Origin of the sequence: Streptomyces sp. NPDC001222, assembly GCF_042896945.1 — a bacterium.
Taxonomy (GTDB): domain Bacteria; phylum Actinomycetota; class Actinomycetes; order Streptomycetales; family Streptomycetaceae; genus Streptomyces; species Streptomyces gibsoniae.
This window is the reverse complement of record NZ_JBIAXT010000005.1, coordinates 300,375-317,689: the sequence shown is the minus strand read 5'-3', so window position 1 is coordinate 317,689 and position 17,315 is coordinate 300,375. Positions and strand designations below refer to the sequence as shown.

At 69.4% G+C, this 17,315-nt stretch carries 9 protein-coding genes and 1 pseudogene; 2 read left to right on the top strand and 8 right to left on the bottom strand.

What is annotated here, in order from left to right:
• Positions 1 to 9: 9 nt before the first annotated feature.
• The 3 genes from ACFY2Z_RS10570 to ACFY2Z_RS10560 form a co-directional block, all read right to left on the bottom strand.
• A complete protein-coding gene (locus ACFY2Z_RS10570; RefSeq protein WP_390743778.1) occupies positions 10 to 4,464 on the bottom strand; it encodes a polymorphic toxin-type HINT domain-containing protein in 4,455 nt (1,484 codons plus the stop codon).
• Between the two features lie 401 nt (positions 4,465 to 4,865).
• Complete coding sequence (locus ACFY2Z_RS10565; RefSeq protein ID WP_390743777.1) at positions 4,866 to 6,656, bottom strand: trypsin-like serine protease; 1,791 nt, start codon at positions 6,654 to 6,656, stop codon at positions 4,866 to 4,868.
• A 692-nt stretch (positions 6,657 to 7,348) separates the two neighbouring features.
• Entirely contained in the window at positions 7,349 to 9,808 is a 2,460-nt protein-coding gene (locus tag ACFY2Z_RS10560; protein WP_390743776.1) for an N-acetylmuramoyl-L-alanine amidase, read from the bottom strand.
• A gap of 323 nt (positions 9,809 to 10,131) precedes the next feature.
• On the opposite strand from ACFY2Z_RS10560, the gene ACFY2Z_RS10555 reads away from it, so the two are divergent.
• Positions 10,132 to 11,139: a glycosyltransferase family 2 protein gene (locus tag ACFY2Z_RS10555; RefSeq protein WP_390743775.1), complete on the top strand. Its 1,008-nt coding sequence runs from the start codon at positions 10,132 to 10,134 to the stop codon at positions 11,137 to 11,139.
• An 82-nt stretch (positions 11,140 to 11,221) separates the two neighbouring features.
• On the opposite strand, the pseudogene ACFY2Z_RS10550 reads toward ACFY2Z_RS10555, so the two are convergent.
• The 5 genes and pseudogenes from ACFY2Z_RS10550 to ACFY2Z_RS10530 all read right to left on the bottom strand — a co-directional run.
• Positions 11,222 to 11,498, bottom strand: a pseudogene (locus tag ACFY2Z_RS10550) (transposase); the annotation flags it as partial.
• Positions 11,499 to 11,809: 311 nt separating this feature from the next.
• Positions 11,810 to 12,226: a YeeE/YedE thiosulfate transporter family protein gene (locus ACFY2Z_RS10545; protein WP_390743774.1), complete on the bottom strand. Its 417-nt coding sequence runs from the start codon at positions 12,224 to 12,226 to the stop codon at positions 11,810 to 11,812.
• On the bottom strand, positions 12,226 to 12,882 hold the full coding sequence (locus ACFY2Z_RS10540; protein ID WP_390743773.1) for a YeeE/YedE family protein: 657 nt from the start codon (positions 12,880 to 12,882) through the stop codon (positions 12,226 to 12,228). The genes ACFY2Z_RS10545 and ACFY2Z_RS10540 overlap by 1 nt, the downstream gene beginning before the upstream one ends.
• A 1,388-nt stretch (positions 12,883 to 14,270) precedes the next feature.
• Positions 14,271 to 14,426 carry a hypothetical protein gene (locus tag ACFY2Z_RS10535; protein ID WP_390743772.1) on the bottom strand — a complete coding sequence of 52 codons (156 nt, stop codon included), beginning with the start codon at positions 14,424 to 14,426 and terminating at the stop codon, positions 14,271 to 14,273.
• Between the two features lie 195 nt (positions 14,427 to 14,621).
• Positions 14,622 to 15,722: an acyltransferase family protein gene (locus ACFY2Z_RS10530; RefSeq protein ID WP_390743771.1), complete on the bottom strand. Its 1,101-nt coding sequence runs from the start codon at positions 15,720 to 15,722 to the stop codon at positions 14,622 to 14,624.
• Positions 15,723 to 16,124: 402 nt separating this feature from the next.
• Here ACFY2Z_RS10530 and ACFY2Z_RS10525 point away from each other — a divergent pair, with 402 nt between their 5' ends.
• Positions 16,125 to 17,279, top strand: a complete 1,155-nt coding sequence (locus ACFY2Z_RS10525) for a SchA/CurD-like domain-containing protein (RefSeq protein ID WP_390743770.1) — start codon at positions 16,125 to 16,127, stop codon at positions 17,277 to 17,279.
• Positions 17,280 to 17,315 lie beyond the last annotated feature (36 nt).

The following is a 17,315-nucleotide window of genomic DNA, read 5'->3' as shown; positions in this document are numbered from 1 at the left end:
CGTCCCTCCTTACACCGGGTAGGCGGTGAAGACGTAGTACCCGAGGGGGTGTTTCCCACTGGCTGTCCTCGGCGCCTTCTTGAGAAGGACGACGTACCCGTTGCCCGCGTCCGTCACCGCGCCGTTCGCCCGGTAGACCTTGCCGAGTGAGTTCTTCGCACCGAACGTGCCCTTGATGGTGTACGGCTCTGTGCTGTCGCTGGCCAGCCACTTGGCAATCGTCAGGGACTTGGGGTTCTTAGCCTTCTTGGCGACGTCGTCCGCGATGGCGTAGTCGACCACCTGCTGGGCGGTCTGCTCATCGATGAAGACGCTGTTGACTCCCTTCTCCGCGACCAGTTCGTCCAACCGCTGCGGGGTCGGGTTCACATGCTCGTCGAGCACGTGGGCCTGGTCCGGGTACTCCGCCGCGTCCTTCACCAGGTCGTTGCAGTTGTGGACGAGCACGTCCTGCGCTCTGGTGCCGGCGGTGCGCACGTAGAAGGTGTGCAGGCCGTCGACGGTCAGGTCGTAGACCGACTGCGGCGCGATGCCTTGGCGGTCGCGGAGGCCGGTGACGGCTCGAGTGCTGCCGTCTGCCGCCCGCAGCAGGTCACCCACGCGCAGATCGGAGGCGAAGGTCCAGCCGGCGTTGACCACGTACACCCGGTGACCGGCCGTGGTGGTCAGCCGGCCTGCGCCGGAGAGGGTGATGTCGACCAGGTGGCCGGTGCTGTGAGCGAAGGACGCCGTCACCGGCTCCACCCGCGAGGTGCGGGTGTCCGGGTCGGTGGCCAGCAACCGGTCGCCGACGCGGATGTCGCCGATTGCCTTGTGGGAGCCGTCCGCCAGCAGCACCCGCGTGTCGGCCGGGAAGCTGTTCAGCGCGCAGTTCGCGAAGGCGTCCTCGGCGACCTGGACCTCTTCCTCAAGGCCGGCGAGTGCGTCGGCGTCCAATCCGGCGGCCTTGACCCCGACCCAGGCTTCCTCGATGCCCTTGCCGGCCTCCATGGCCCTGCGGAGACCGACCACGGACTTGATCATCTCACTGATCTTGCCGTACGGGATGAAGTTGGCGGCGGCCCAGGCGCAGCCACTGGCCTTGCCGTTGGCGCAGTCGATGAAGTCACCGGCGACGATGTGCACCAGGTTTTTCAGCGAGGCCTGGATCATGTCCTTGGCGACGATGTGCAGGGTGCGGTGCTCGGTGAAACTCACCGGCCGCGTCGCCAGCGACTGGCGCAGGCAGTCCACGCTCGTGGGGCTGGTCACGTAGCAGATGAGCACATCGGAGTAGACGGTGCCGCTGACGTGCATCGGTACGTCGATGTCGCAGGTGCCGTCGCTGCCGGTGGTGCAGCCGCCGGGGTCGGTGGTGATGGTGAGGTCGTCAGCGGTCTCCAGGATCGCGTAACCGCCGTCCCACTTGTCGATGACCCGGGACTGCCGGGCCGCCGTCTGGGCCTGTGCCTCGGCCGTCTTCGCCGACTTCTCGGCGGCTTCGGAGTCGGCCTGGGCGTTCTTGGCGGCTTCCTGCGCGTCGGCGGCGTCCTTGGCCGCCTGGTCCGCTGCCTTCTGAGCGGCGGTTGCCGCGTCCCTGGCCTGCGCGGCGGCGCTGCGTGCGGCGGCGGCGTCGCGTTCGGCTTCGGTGGCCGCGCTGTCGGCTGCCGCCGCGTCGCTCTCGGCGCTGTTCGCGGAGTTGTTCGCGGCGGCGGCGTCGGCCTGCGCCTGGGCGTTGAGCTGCGCGGTCGCCGCGTCGGCGGTGGCGGCCGCCGCGGCGTCCTCCGCTGCCGCGGCGGCCGAGGTGCGGGCCGCCGCCGCGGACTTGGCGGCGGCTGCCGCGTCGGTCGCCGCGTCCGCTGCGGCCTGGGCCGCGGCCTTGGCGTCGGCGCCGGCCTTGGCGGCTGCGGCCTGGGCCAGCTTGGCGGCGTCGGCGGCGTCCTTGGCGCGCGCCTCGGCGGCGGCCTGCTGCTGCTGGGCGACCGTCTTGGCGCCCTGTCCGACCAGGACCGCCAGTGCGGCGGACGAGTCGTTCGCCCGGAACGGGGTGCCGAGCGCGATCGCGTCATTGGCGGGTGCGGTCACGGCGGCCGCCGAGTCGCGGGCGGCGGCGGCCGAAAGAGCCGCCGCGTAGGCCTGTCCGGCTGTGGTGGCGCTGTCCTTGCGGGCCTGGTCGGCCGCTGCCCGGGCGGCCACCGCGTCGTCGGCGGCCTTGCGCGCGTCCGCCTGCGCCGAGGCGGCCAGTGCGGTCGCGGCGTCGGCCGCCCCGGCTGACTGGCGGGCGGCGCTGATCGCGTCGGCGGCGGCCGAGTGGGCGGTCGCGGCCGCGGCACGGGTGGTGTCCGCGTCGGACTGCGCCCGGTTGGCGGCCGCCCGGGCCTTCTTCGCGGCCGCGTCGGCGTTCGTAGCGGCAGCCCGCGCCGCGATCGCGGCGTTGGAGGCGTCGTCGGCGTCGGCTTCGGCCTTGTCGGCGGCGGTGGACGCGTCGTCGGCGGCGTGTTGCGCCTTGGTGGCGGCGGCTTTCGCCCCATCAGCGGCGGACGTGCCGTCGGCGGCGGCGGCCGCCGCCTCGGCGGCGGCCGCCCGGCTGTTCAGGGCGTCGCGGCGGTCGGCGGCGTCGGAGGCCCGGCCGCGGGCGTCGGCGGCCTGGGACTCGGCGGTCTGGGCGTCGGTCTTCTTCTGCGCCGCGGTGGCCTCGGCCTGTTCCGCTTCGGCCTGCTTGCTCTCGGCCGTGGCTTGCTGGCTGCGGGCGTCGGCTTCGTCGGCGGCGGCGATCTGCCGCTTGTTCTCGGCGAGCGCCCGGTCGGCGGCGGCGTTGGCCGCCTGCTGCTGGGCGATGCCGCGCTGGGCCGCCGCGTCGGCGGCCGCCGACGCGGCGGTTGCCTGGGCCTTCTCGGCGGTGGCCCGGTCGGCCTTCGCCGTCGCCGCGGCGTTGGCCGCCGTGGTGGCCTGGGCGGCCGCGGCAACTGCCGCGGCGTGCGCCTGGGCGGCAGCCTCCTGGGCGGCGGCCTTGCGGAACTCCGCCTTGAGCGCCTCGGCCTGGGTCTTCGCCAGCGACATCAGGGCCGCGCTGTCGTCGACCGACGCCTTCGCGGCGTTCACCGCGGTCTGGGTGGCCTTGGCAGCTGCGGCGGCCGCGGCGGAGGACGCCTTGGTGACCTGCGCCGACTGCTGCGCGTAAGCCAGACCCCGTCCGTAGGGCGTGTTGTTCGCGGCGGCGATCTTCCCGGCCGCTGTCTCGGCGGCGGTCACCTTGTCGGCCTGGGCCTTCGCGTCGGCGGCGGCCTTGTTCGCGATCGTCAGCTGGGCGGCTGCCCGGGTGCGGGCGTTGCCGATCTCCTTGGTGGCGTACGTGAAGTCGGCGGGCTTGGGATAGGACAGCTCATTGGAGCTGTCCTTGGGGTGTTTGGTCCAGTACGACTGCCACTTCGCCAACTGCCCGGCGATCCAGGACTGGCCCACCGACTCGACCATCGCCTGCGAGGCCGTCTGCAGATCGCTGTTGGCCTGGATCTCCGCCGCGACGATGTCCGCGCGCTGTGCGGCCTGCGCGTCCAGTTCCGACTGCCACTCGGCGCCGGCGGTCTTCACCACCGACCCCAGCACATGGTTCGGGTCCAGCGGGTTGTCGCTGTCGCAGGAGGCGAAGCGCAGCTTGAGCGCCTCGACCTCCATGCGGTACTCGACCGACCCCGCATCCGGCGCGGTCCTCGGGAACCCGCCGTCCTGCAGGAAGATCCGTACGTCGTCGGCGTGCTTGTTCCCGGTGACCACCTTGCCGTCGTCGAACGGCTCGTAGGAGCCCAGCGCCTGCCATGCCTGGGCCTCGGCGAGGTTGTCTGAGGTCTCGTCCTTGCCGGAATACAGGTGCAGGTTCTTGGCCAGCGCGGTGGCGGCGGTCATCGAGGCCGGCTGGGCGATCGGCGCCAAGTCCCCGTAGAGCGAATCCTCGCCCTTGAAGTACTGGTTGACGTAGAACTTCGTGACGCCGAGCGTGCCGTAGTAGTCCGGCGACCAGTGGAACGCGGTGTTGGTCATGCCCGGCAGATCGAAGTTCCCCGGGATCGACTTGTCCCACGTGAGGTGCCGGTCGCCCAGGGTGTTCCAGGTCTTCTCGTAGCTGGCCTGGTCCTTGTCGTACGCGGTGGACAGCGGTGTGGTGTTCCAGTACTCCGGATTCGCCAGCCGGTGCAGTTCAGCGGGATCGGTGCTCGTCAGCCCGGACTTGGCGACCGCCTTGAGAGCCGGGCCGCCGGCGTGCAGGATGACTCCGAGCCGGCACACATCCGTACGGATGGGGGCTGCCGTGTCCTTCAGCCGGCCCGGGTAGGCGTAGGTGTCCGTGTCGGCCCCGCCGGTCTCCTTGGGCGTGGCCGCGAACGTCGGTGCGGCGGTGACGAGCAAGGCTCCAGCGACGGTCGCCGCGGCGAGCGCATGCCAGCGGAGCCGGCGTCTGGTCAGGACGCGGGCAGGTGTGTAGGTCAATTCGACTCTTCCCCGTGCGACTTTTGAGTTATGTGTGGGTAATGTAAATACACGTTTGACGGGCCGTCATGGTCTCGTGATGCAGATCACACAGTGGCACCGCAGGCGGAGCCGGGCCCATTCTCGATCGGGTACACGCGCGACGGCGCCCATGCGTGCGGAGGCCGTCCTCATGCCGGGTGGGCGCGCCGTCGGCGTCAGTCCTGAAGCGGTGCGCACCGCCGACGACATTGCTGCGCCTTCAAGTTCGTCTCCGAAGACGGACGGGACCTACTGCTGATTGACGAGTCTTGCCGAAGGAGCGCAGCGCCAAGAGAACCCCGGCCCCTGACCGGCCAGTGTGACGCGGCCCCCGGCGTGTCCTCGGGACACGCCGGGGGCCGCTCGGCGAAGGCCGGCCGTCAGCCGAAGAGGTTGTACTGCTGCCAGCCGGTGCCGATCGTCACCGGGGTGCTGAAGATGTCGGACGTGGCCTTGCCCGTGCCCGGGTACAGGTAGAGCGTGCCGGCCGAGGTGCGGGCGACGAGGTCGGCCCTGCCGTCCCCGGTGATGTCGCCGACGGTGGCGAACGCGTTGAACTGGCCCCACGTACGGACCTGGATCCGGGAGCCGAACGCCCCCGAACCGGACTTGCCGGTGCCCGGGTAGAGGTAGACGTAGGAGTTGCTGCTGCTGCGGGCGATCAGGTCGGCCTTGCCGTCGCCGGTGAAGTCGCCGTGGCCGAGCAGCACGTTGTACTGGTTCCAGCCACTGCCGACGGCGACCGGCGAGCCGAAGGTGCCGTTCCCATTGCCCGGGTAGATGTAGAGGGTCCCGCTCGCCGTGACCGACAGCAGGTCGGGCAGGGCGTCGCCGGTGACATCACCGGGTGCGACGATCTTCGTACGGGTGGACCAGTTGCCGAAGACCAGGGTGGTGGTCCAACTGTCGCTCGCCGGGATGTAGTGCCGCCAGTAGACGGCGCCGGTGGAGGCGCGTCGGATGATCTGGTCCTGGTAACCGTCCCGGTTGAGGTCGGTCTGCAGGATGACGTTCTTGTCGCTGTAGGAGCCCCAGGAGATCCGCGTGGCGAAGGACGTGCCCTTGGAGTCGTACTCGTAGCCGGTGTTGTCGGACGCACGGCGCACGAACAGGTCTGCATCGGCGTCGCCGCTCAGGTTGGTGTCGTCGATGCGCGGGTAGGCCGCGCCGACGTATGTGCTCACCTTTGTGAAGACGCTGTACGAGCCGGAGGCCGCGCAGTCCTGGACGCCCCAGGAGACCACGCCGACGATCTTGCCGCCGACGATCAGCGGACCGCCCGAGTCACCGTTGCAGGCGGCGACGGTGCCACTGTCCGAGCCGGTGGCCGGGGTGCCTGCGCAGACCATGTGGCCCGCGACGAAGTTGGTGGTGTAGGTGCTGGAGCAGGTGGCGTCCGAGACCATGGGCAGGGTCGCGGTGCGCAGCGTCTGCGCTATGTCGCCACTGGTGGAGCTGGTGCGGCCCCAGCCGTACAGGGTGGCGTCGGTGCCCGCCGTGTAGGAGGAGGTGTCGTTCGACGTGGTGATGTTGATGGGCTTGGCGCTGACCGGGTTCGGCAGGGTCAGGACCGCGATGTCGTTGTCGACCGTGGTCGTGTTGAACGACGGGTGGTTCCACTGCCGCCATACGCCGGAGACGGTGCCTCCGTGCAGGTCGACCGAGCCGTCGCTGTTGTCGGTCGGCAGCTGGTCGGTGCCGGTGACGATGGTGCCGTTGGCGTGCCAGTCGTAACCCTTGACGCAGTGCGCGGCGGTGAGGATCTTCGTCGGGGACACGACCGAGCCGCCGCAGAAGAAGCTGATGTCGTCCGAGGTGTCGCTGGTGCCCTTGTCGTCGTAGTACCAGAGCTGCGCCATCCACGGAGCCTTGGCGATCGTTGTCTCCGTACCGCCGATGATCTTCGGGTCCACGGTGGACGTCGCGGAAGCCGAGGGCGTGGCGGTCGGCGCTGTGGTGGTCGAGGATCCGGTGGTCGGCGTCGCGGTGGTCGCGGACGGCTTGGACCGCGTCTGCGAGGCGTGGTCGGTCCGCAACGCGCCCTGCACACGGGCCGTCAGCTGGGCCTGTGAGGGGATCGCGGCCCTCGCCGGGGTGGGAGCGGCAGCGGCGGGGGAAGCGTGGGCGGACGCCAAAGAGAAGGCACCGGCAAGGGCGGCGGCAAGCGCCACGGCGGCGGGAACGACTCTTCGCGCCCGTCGCCTGCGTCTTGCGCCCCCGTTGGCCCTGTGGGCAGAGAACACTCAGGTCTCCCGTCGGTGAAAGGGGTTTTCTCACACGCGGACAGGGAGAAAGCCGCCGGCCGACGGCAGCTCGCGGACACCGCCAACTGGTTCGGGACCAACACGTTCCCGAAAATTCGTTCCCCGCCCGGCGGACGCCCGATCGTACGACCGATCAGGAATTGCCCCCGAGGCCGGCAAGGAAACGAATGCGGAACTACCACACAAGAATTTGCAAAGTCACCGAAGTCGGCGTCGTCGGGGACCACCCTGCCCGTTATCCTCCCGCGGCGCTGGCGACAGTGCCGTCAACACCCGGTGGAAGATGGATCCCGGTACGGCTGTCGGTGCGCAGGCTCAGCAGTCGTGACACGCAGGTTCGCACCGATCATGCTCATGGCCGGAGACTGGGCGAGGTCACCGACACGGACCCCGCATCCGTCTCGATTTCCGTCTCGTTCAGCCCGGTTCACCGAGATTCAACCGAGACCGGGAGCCGTTTCGCACCCGGTGGCGAGCCGCCCGTGAACGCAGGTGAACGCCGACGCGCCCGTCCAGCCGGTGGGCTTGGCGGAGCGAGGCCGCTGAAGGAGCCCTCCGCCCGCGGGCGGAGGGCTCCTTCGTGAGGTGCGGCCGAGGGTTCAGCCGATGGTTGCGATGCCGTCGGTGGTGACGGTCGGGCGGCCCGAGGTGCCGACCACGACGATCTTCAGGGTGTGTTTGGCGGAGCTGGACCAGGTCTTGGTCCAGAGCGCCTGGCGGTAGAGGGTGGTGGAGGACTTCAGGTCCACCGTGGTGACCTTGGAGCCGTCGAGGTAGACGTACGCCTGGCCCGAAGTGGAGGCCCGCGAGACGATCCAGGCCACCGAGCGTCCGGTGAAGGTCCAGCTGATCGAGGCCTTGGCGGACGACGAGCTGTACGAGTAGCCGCCCAGGTAGCTGGTGCTGCTCTTGCGGGTCCAGGTGCCGGTGCGGGTGGTGGAGGTCTCCTGGGTGATGTTCGGCGTCCGGTAGACGGAGGCGCCGCCGGTGTTGCCGGTTACGTCGTACGCCTTCAGGGCGAACAGGTCCGAGGCGCCGGGCTTGGCGCTGGTCGACCAGGAGGTCACCGTCGGGCCGAAGGTGGCCGAGGACGGCGAGGTCGCCATGACCTTGGCGAGTGCCGCGTTGTCCGCGGCCTTCCAGGTCACCGTGACCGGGACCGAGGTGGAGTTCACCGTGCCGGTGCGCACCTGCACGCCGGGAGCGGTCGGGAAGGTCGGCGCGGTCGTGTCACCGACCAGGGTGACCGAGCCGGACAGCGTGGTCGAACCGCGGACGTGGGTGGCGCGGACCTGGACCGTGTGGCTGCCGGAGGCGACCGAGATCGAGGTGGAACGGGCGGAGCCGGAGGTGTGCGCCACGGCCTTCCCGTCGACCAGGACGTCGAACCCGGAGATCACCGCGGACGGTGTGGAGGTCGTCCAGCTCACCGTGGCCGCGCCCTTGGTGTAGTAGCTCGTCCCGGACTTGACCGCCCCGCCCGCGAGCCCGGTGACGGAGACCGTGCCGACCGGGCCGGACGCGTAGGAGCGGATCGTGCCCAGCGCGTTGTAGAGCTGGTTGCCGGGGCAGTCGGTGGCGAAGCCGTCGCGGTGGCCGGAGATGACGTTGAACGTGTAGTCCTTGCCCAGGGTGAAGCCGGAGCTGTCGGAGGAGCCCTCGGGCAGAGATGCGGTGGCGGTGGCGGGATCCACGCCCGTCATACCGAACTTCCAGGCCGCGATCCGGGCGATGGAGCTCAGCAGGGCCGTGCTCGGCGCGGCTCCGGTGTAGGTGGTCTCCTGGGAGTCGCCGCCGCTGAGGTCGGTGTAGGTGCCGATGGCGGCCACACCCATGCTGTTGGTGTTGAACCCGTACGTCTGGGCGCCCACGACCGGCAGCGCCATCCCGCCGAAGCGGCCCTCGAAGACGGTGCCGCACTTGTCGACCAGGAAGTTGTACCCGATGTCGCGCCAGCCCTGGCTGAGGTGCGCGGCGTAGAGGCTGCGCACGATCGCCGGCGAGTCTGCGCAGGAGTAGTCGTTGGGGGTGTCGGTGTGGTGGACGAACATCACCTTCACCGCCGATCCGTACAACGGGTAGCCGGTATCGCGCGCGCACTCGTCCGCGCCCCAGTCGGCCCGGGTGACCACAGTCGGCGGCACCACCGTGGAGGTGGTCGTGGCCGGCATCGGGTCCGGCGCGGTCGGCGACGCGGAGGGGCTGCTGGGGGCGGTCGTACAGGACGGGTACGCCTCGGACAGCGACGGAAGCTGGCTCGGCCAGGACGTCGGGGACGCGCTTGGCGAGGCGGAGGCGGAGGGCCCGGTGGACGGCGCGCCGGATGTCGAGTCCGTGGCCGTGGGGGTGTCCGTGGGCGAGGCGGAGTCCGTCGCGGTGGGGGTCTCCGAAGTGTCGCTGCCTGCCGTGGCCGTTGCGGTGTCGGTGGGGGCGACGCCGTCCGTCGGAGTCGCGGTGTCGGTGGCCGTCGCGTCCATGGCGTATCCCGCCAGGCCCATGCCGGAGTACTGCGTAGCACCGGTGGCGGGCTTGCCCGGGTCGATCAGGTCCACCCGCAGCCCGGCGGGCAACGCGGTCGCCTTGCCCGCGCCGGTCACACGGACCTGGATTCCGTTCGACGGGCCCGACCACATGGGCGACATCCCGCCGCGCACACCGGGACGGTTCAGCTCGGCGGCGTCGGGGATGTCGTCCGGCTGCTGCATCTTCAGCCACGACGTCCAGTGGCCGCTGACGGCGGAACGGGTCCGCACCTCCACCGCCCCGCGCAGGTTGGCGTGCGCGCCGTTCCAGGTGACACCCACCATGCTGAACGGAGCCGTGGCCTGGGCCCCCAGCGTTTTGAGCGACGCGCTGGCCCCGGTCAGGGACAGCGAGTGGACATGCGTCTTGACCGGTCCCCGCGCGGCCGACGCTCCGGCATGGCCTCCCGACCCGGCCATCGCGACGGTCGCCACGGCCACGCCGCCCCCGGCGACGACCGCCCCCAGCGCCAGCCACGTGCGCGTTCTCAGACCGGCTCGACGACGACCGCGCCGAACCCCGTGTTCAGTTCTCATGCCCCGCCCTTGAAGCCCCGTTGCCGTTGTCATCCCAGCCATTGCGGGGCACAGCTGTCACAGGAGTGCCCCCTGGAATACCAGCGCACTCGGGCGTTCAAGCGTCACAGTCCCGAACGCGGGCGGGGGAGTGACGCAGACCAACGGCGGCTGTCGCGGCCCCTGCACGCCGGAAGGCGTGACGGGCGTCGGCCCTTGTACCGAGGCGTCCGCGTCACCGCTCGCCTGAGCAGGCCGACCTGGCGGCTGTGGACTGGGGGCCCGAGGGGCTTGTCACGCTGTGAGCTGTCCACCTATGTTCGACCACCGTGCTCGCTTCCCCGATGATCAGCGTCATAGTCGCCGCGCACGACCTGCAGGGACAGTTGGAGGTCTGCCTGAATTCGATACTGAACCAGTCCTTCCGGGACGTGGAGGTTGTCGCGGTCCTGGACCAGTCTGCTGAATGCCCTGCGGACTTGGTGGATGACTATGCCCGGCGCGATGGGCGGGTCTCGGTCGTGCGGCTGACGGGCGTCGTCGGTATCGGCCGGATACGCAACGCGGGGGCGGAGCGCGCCGCCGGTGACTATCTGCTGTTTCTGGACAGCGATCACATCATCGGGGGTGAAACGCTTCAGGCGATGGGCGATCAGCTGCAATCGGCAGACGAGCCGGATGTTCTTCTCTTCGGGCACACTCGCCTCCATCGCGGCCGCGCGTGGCCCGGTGCAGCCGCCGACCTGCTTGAACGGCAAGGACGTGAGCCCTTCGCCTCGATCGACCAGCCAGAGTTGTTCGGTGCTCCCGCCTACTCCTGGGACCGTTTGATCCGCCGCGACTTGTGGATCCGGCAGGAACTCGCGTTCCCTGACGGTCTCCACGAGGAGGTCACGGTCGTCCACCGGGCCATGCTCGCCGCCGACCGGGTCGCCGTCCTGAAGTGGAACTGCGTCCAGATCCGTCGTCGGCACACTCAACACCCCGCAGGCTCACCGGACGGCACCCACTTCGACGTCTTCGGCCGGTACGAAGAGAGCTTCGACTTGCTCAGGGAGCGCGACGCGCTGGATGTTGTGGCTCCGTTTCTCTTCACTCGTATGATTCGTCATTACCTCTTCCTTCTCAATCTCGAGGGATGTCTCTCCCGCTCCGAGCGCCCGCAGTTCTTCGAACGCGCCAGCGAGCACTACCGGCGGTTCCTCCCTAACGGCTACGAGCACCCCGAAGGTCGGGAGGGTGTCAGGTTCCAACTCGTGGCGAGCGGGAGATACAGTGCGCTGAAGGCCGCCAGTCTCCCTCAGCACGCGCGGAGTTTCGTCTCCCGAAGCGCCGCCGTACGACGACGGTAGCCCCGGGCTGGGTGACTTCGACCGTTACTGCCGCCGACACAGCGGCGCCGTGTGTACCGCACCCTGCACCGCGGGTCGGCGTGTCCACCCAGACGAACGCATACGGTCCGGCGTCCAGCGGCCGTTTGCGAAACGCGCCGATCTGCCTGTCCAGGTGCCGGGCCATGGCCGAGGCCTGCGACTTCGACAGCTGCGTGACACCAAGGGACTCGGCCAGTTTCTCGAAACGGCGAGTAGACACTCGCAGCAGACGGGCGTTGGCCACCACCGGGATGAGGGCCTACTCGGCCCGCCGTCCACGTTCGAGGATCCAGCGCGAGAAGGAACTCCCGGACCTGAAGATCGGGGATGGATACTTCCGAGGACCCACTGACAACAGTGGGTTCGGAATGCCGGCGAGCGGGCCGCCTATGGGCCGCCCGAGGTGGAGCAACGTTGACAGACGACGACAACTAGCCCAGGGAGTCGCCCAGGTCACAGTCTCAGCCACAGCGAGCCGCCGCACGGGAGGGACTTGGGCCGTCACTTCCCGAAGAACTGAGCGATGCGGTGCCGTCCGGAGAGCTTCCTCATCGCGCGCAGCCCATGCCTGTAAGCGCCCTCCGGCTCCCCGCTGCCCCTCCGCGTCCCCGTCCTCCCACCAGTCCCAGTCCGGACATGAGGCTCTTGGTCAGAGCCCGCAGGAGCCGCGGTCGAGGTGGAAGTATCGGGCATTGGCCCAACGGCACAGCCGGATACCGAAGGCGACGCCGGCGATTGTGACCAGGGCGGGCATGTATCCGCTGGCGACCTGGGTGATCGGGATCGCTGGGCACCCACCTGAGATGGCCCAGCCCGTACCGAACAACACTGCGCCGGGGATCACTCCGGCGTGGATGCGCCCCGGGGTGCGGCGGACCCGTAGCAGAGCGAACACGCAAGCGATGATCCCGACGGCGCCCGCGAAGGAGAACAACATGCGCAGGTCCTGGAAGGTGAACATGCGGTTCAGTTCGGCGTAGTCGCCGAAACCGATGTTCGTGACGGTGTAGCCGAGGGCCAGACCAGTGATGATGTTGGCCAGCAGAATCGCGCCCCGGGTGCGCATCAGATCACCTTCCACAAGAGGAACGACACCCCGACGGCCGTGCCGAAGAACACCGCGGTCGCGACGATGCTGACCGGGCGTAGACGGCCGCAGCCGCTGAGTCCGTGGCCGGAGCTGCATCCGCCGGCCAATCGAGTGCCAAAGCCGACGAGCACGCCTCCCACGAACAACAGGGCGACCATGGTGATCGGATTGGCGGTGACCAGGTTCCGGAAACCCGGGCCCATGTCGAAGCGGAGGTGGAACCGCCCGGAGGTGACCGCGGCGATCAGTCCGCCGAGGAAAATCGACACCAGCAAGGCAGCCTGGGTGACCAGAGGGACCGGGCGCAGACTCGTGACCGGGGGGCCGTCCCCTGCAGCCGGTTCGTCGGCCGGATCGAGTGGTTGTGTCTCCCCGTACGGAGCCTGCGACACGGTGGGCGCGCCGGGGCCGGTTCCGAAGTGCTCCGCGGTGGCCACTGCGAGCGCGTCGGCGAGAGCACGATCGTCTTCGAACTCCTCCTCCGCCCGCTCGAGCTGACGTTCACTGCGCCAGTGCAACACGCGGTCCCACGCCGAGGAGACCCCGAAAGACCGATCGGTGGCGAGGGTGTAGTTGATGGTGACCAGAGCGAGCCCGACAGCGCCCGCCCACCAGGGCCAGTAGGAACTCATGCGGGGCCTTTCATCCAATCGGCGAATCGAGCCCACCAACCGCGCTTCGAGCCGGACGCTGGGCGCACGTGTCGAGCGCGGCCGTCTGCGGGCGGGGGAAACTGTGCGGGTGGCGACGGCTGGTGATGTCCGACCGGTTCCGGCGGGGGTGCTGTGAACGGGGCGGTCGTCTCCGGCGACGCGGTTCCCGCTTCTGACCACTCAGGTGGCCGGCCTGGTCCCGGCTGGGACCAGTCGGCGGTCTGCGAAAACCAGGGATTGGGTCCTGGTGGCGGGGCCTGTCGGGGGGGTGCCTGCGTGGGGGTGACCTCGCCGGACCGGCTCTCATCGGCCGCGGGTTCGAGGTGCCGCGCGCGGACTCCGTTGGGCAACAGGCTGATCGGCACGCGCTCGCCGGTGAGTGACAACTGGTAGCGCGCACAGTCGTGCCACCGATCCTCACTGTCGCAGTAGTACTTGCGCCAACCTTCCAAGCTTGCCCTGAGTAGGGGGAAAAGGGGGCATGCTGCGGCGTGCGGGCAACCCACGTTGCTCCCTCCTGACCGGCGCACACCGCCCGTTCGGAGAGGGCGGCTGCCGTTGTTGGTTCTTGTCCTTCCCGCGCCCGGTCGACGATCGTAATACGTCGAGGAGTGCAGGTACGCGCCGTATTTTGATTCCCCGTCACCGCGTTCCGGCGTGATGCAACCATTGTTTCGGCATCCCCGGCAACCCCAGGGCGGCTTTTCAACCAAACCACTTGACATCGCATGGTGGGATACGCCACGTGACGGATGTGCCCGCCTATCACCCATGTCCGGATATTCGCCACCGACGGCGCCAGACCTCTTGGATCAAGATTCGACCTCATAGAGGCCACCTTGCCGGGACTGATCAATTTCTTGTGGAGAGGGTGTGAAAAGCGGGGCTCATTCTGCCGAGAAAGTGAAAGTCGGAGCTGGTCGATGAAGATATTGATGGTGGGGAACGATGTGTCGACGTGTCGTCTGCCGGACGTGCCGGAAGGTGACCTATGAGGGTTGCGGGCGCCATGTGGAGCAAGTGCTCGCCGGTGTGCCAACGGCTCAGCGGTGCATGTGTGAGTCAGCGAAGCACGGGCGCACGTACACACCGGAGGCAACGGCTCGATCGGCACAGGTGTCGACCCGACCGGGCGGACCGCCACCACCCGCGCGCGTTGCTCGACGCCAAGGAAGTTCATCAGGCTCGTCGAGAGGTGGTTGGTGGGCTCGGCTCGTCGATTGGGCGAAAAGCCCGACATGAGGTCATGGCGTGAGGAGGTCAGCTGCGCCGGCTTGGGACCCCAGGTCCGAGCCCGTATGCGAGGGCGAGGGCGACGGCGACGACGGCGATACCGAGGCGGACGCCGTCGTACCGCCGCCACCGCCTTAGGATCCCTTGCAGTCGGTCCAGAACACCTTGTGCCTGGCGGCGCCCTTCTCGCCGTCGAAGTTCCAGAACAGTTTGTAATGACCGTCGGGCAGGGACGGGTCCGACGTACGGCCGTGGCCTTCGGCATCCAGGGTGATGGCGCCGGACTTCACGGTCTCGCCCTTGGTGGCGGCGCTCGGGGCCCAGGCTTCGATGTGCCCGTCGACCTGCTGGACCGCGTCGTAGCCGAAGGCGTCGAGGTGGAACGTGCAGAGGTGGGGCTCGTTGCGGCGCAGCTCCTCGGGCCCACCGACTGCGCGCGGCGACGGATGCCGCCCCGGACCCCTCGTCCGGGGCGTTGTGCCATGTCACTTCCTGCGGAACGCCGACAGCACGGACCGCCAGGAGCGGTTCCGCTGGAAGGGCTTCTCGAAGATCTCGGAGAAGATCCAGGCAGCCAGGACCGACGTGGGCAGAGCCAGCGCGAGTGTCAACCAGAAGGTGGGCAGACCGGGTGACACGTAGTGCGGGGCGATCTTCCGGACGACGGTCATGACGATGGGCAGATGGATGAGGTAGAGGCTGTAGGAAGAGCCGCCGAGGCTGCGCATGGGGCGCGTGGCCAGGAGCCGCATGAGGGGGGCCGGCTTGCCTGTCGCGACCGCGGCGATCAGCATCGTCATGGCGGGGACGACGGCGAGATCGACCCAGTAGTAGTGGTTCACCGTCCACGCCGGTCCCTTGGCGAGGACGAGCGACAGAGGCGGTACGGCGGCCAGAAGGGCCGGCCAGTGCCACGGCAGGCGCCGGATCCTGTCCGGTGCGACGACGACCCCCGCACCGACCAGACCGGCGACGAAGACCGGGGCGAGATCCGGAGTCAGCCGGTTCACGCCTTCGGCCGGGTCGGCGTGCGCCGCGGCCAAGCCGCGAACGACCGCGAGCAGCGTCACCCCCGCGAGCAGGACCACCGCTCCCAGCCGCCGCCGGACCAGAAGGAGCAGCGGGAAGAAGAGGTACAGCTCCGCCTCGACGCCGATCGACCAGAAGGCCCCGTTCGGTGTCGGCGCCGTGATCATGTCCTGGAGCACGAGCCCGTACACCAGGATCGTTCCGCTGTTCGGCGGCCCGTAGTGCGAGGCCGCCACCACGAAATGAGCGACGAGCACGCTCAGCACGAGTGCCGCCCAGTACGGCGGAAGAATCCGCCAGGCGCGGCGGCGCAGAAAACGAGCGGCGCCGCCCAGTTGCCAGCCGTTGCGCGCCGGAGAGATCGCCAGCGAGAAACCGGACAGCACCAGGAAGAAGACCACCGCGAGGCGTCCGTACATCATCCAGCCGAGCCAGGCCGGACCCGAGTTGCCGGGGAACCCTGGAAAGGTCAGCAGCCAGCAGTGGAACAGGACGACATACAGTGCGGCCAGGCCGCGGAGGCCGTCGAGGCCCAGCACCTGGCCGGGGCCGCGCACCTCATCCGACGCGTCCCCTTCTCGCGCCGGGGCGGGCAACTCCAGAGCACTCCCGGTGGGAGGGTTCGACCCTAGGATCGCTCGCCCCTCTCCTCTGCCGTGCGCTCCCGGCTTCTCCATGGTTCCGTGGGCGCAGTGCCACCCACGGTGACTGATACGTCGCAGATGGCCAGGAGGTTCAACGGGGAGCGCGGGACGTCCCCTCTTCGGCCGGAGCGGGGCGCTTCGCGGTGTTCTTGCCCTGCCGGGAGCGCCTCCGCATGGGTCAGCGGCCCCCATCACCCACGTGGTTCATACGAGTCGCGCGCCTTCTGACCCCGGCACAAGATCGAAGAACGCTGACGTCGCGTCACCCCGCGGCCGGCGTCGCCCTCTGCCCCCGCGTAAGGAGAAGTGCGCAGGATGACCACTACGTCTGAACGTATTTCAGCACCGGTGACGCGCAAGGCGTCGAGACGTGTGTCCCAGTCGGTCTTCGACGGCTCCCGCCTCAGGGTCGTACTGCTGGTGGACGTCTACGACGGAGCCCAGCAGCAGTTCCTGGAGGCGTACGAGCACCTGTGCAGCCAGGTCGCGTCCGTGCCCGGGCATGTCAGCGACCAGCTCTGCCAGTCCATCGAGAACCCCTCCCAATGGCTCATCACCAGTGAGTGGGAGAGCGCCCCGCCGTTCCTCGACTGGGTGAACAGCGAGGGACATGTGCAGATGGTCCGGCCGCTGCACAGCTGTGTCCGGGACACCCGGTCGCTGCGCTTCCACATCGTCCGTGAGACCAGCGCGGCGGTCGCGGCCGACTCGGGTCCCCGCCAACTGCAACTGGCGCCCCGGATCGGCGACGGAAAGATCCGTCATGCGATCACCTTCACCGTCAAACGCGGCAGCGAGGAGACCGTCGCCAGGATCCTCGCCGACTACGCCCCGCCGGAGGCGCAGGTCGACGAGAACACGCGGCTGTGCCGCACCACGCTGTTCATGCACGGCAACCGGGTCGTACGGGCCATCGAGGTGGAGGGCGACCTGCTCGCCGCGCTGCGTCACGTCGCCCGGCAGCCCCAGGTACGGGCCGTCGAGGAGGCCATCAACCCGTATCTGGAGGAGGAGCGGGACCTGACCGACGCCGAGGCCGCGCGGGTCTTCTTCGCCCGTGCCGCCGTCCCCGCCGTCCACCATGTGACGGCGGACGAGGAGTGCCCGGAGGCGGTGCGCTACGCGCTGTACTACCCGGCCCGTCCGGGGCGCGGGATGGAGCTGGCCCGGCTGCTCGCGGAGCAGGACGAGGCGTCGGCGAACGACCCGAACTGCCCGGTGTGCCGCAGCACCGTCTTCCAGCGCGACGAGATCGTGGTGCGGCTGGTCGACGTACGGGGCGACCTGGACGGCGACCCGGTGCACTCCCTCGGCCGTGGCGACTCCACGCGAGCGGCCGAACTGCTGTCGCTCCTCGACGGCGAGGCCGTGGGCGCGAACGGTTCGGCGCTGAAGAGCGGCGACGTCGCCCGCTTCCTCGAGCTCGCCCGCATGCAACTCGTCACCGACCGCCGGTCGGACCAGGCCTGACCGCCACCCGCGGGCCGTAGCGGCCGCGCCCCCCTG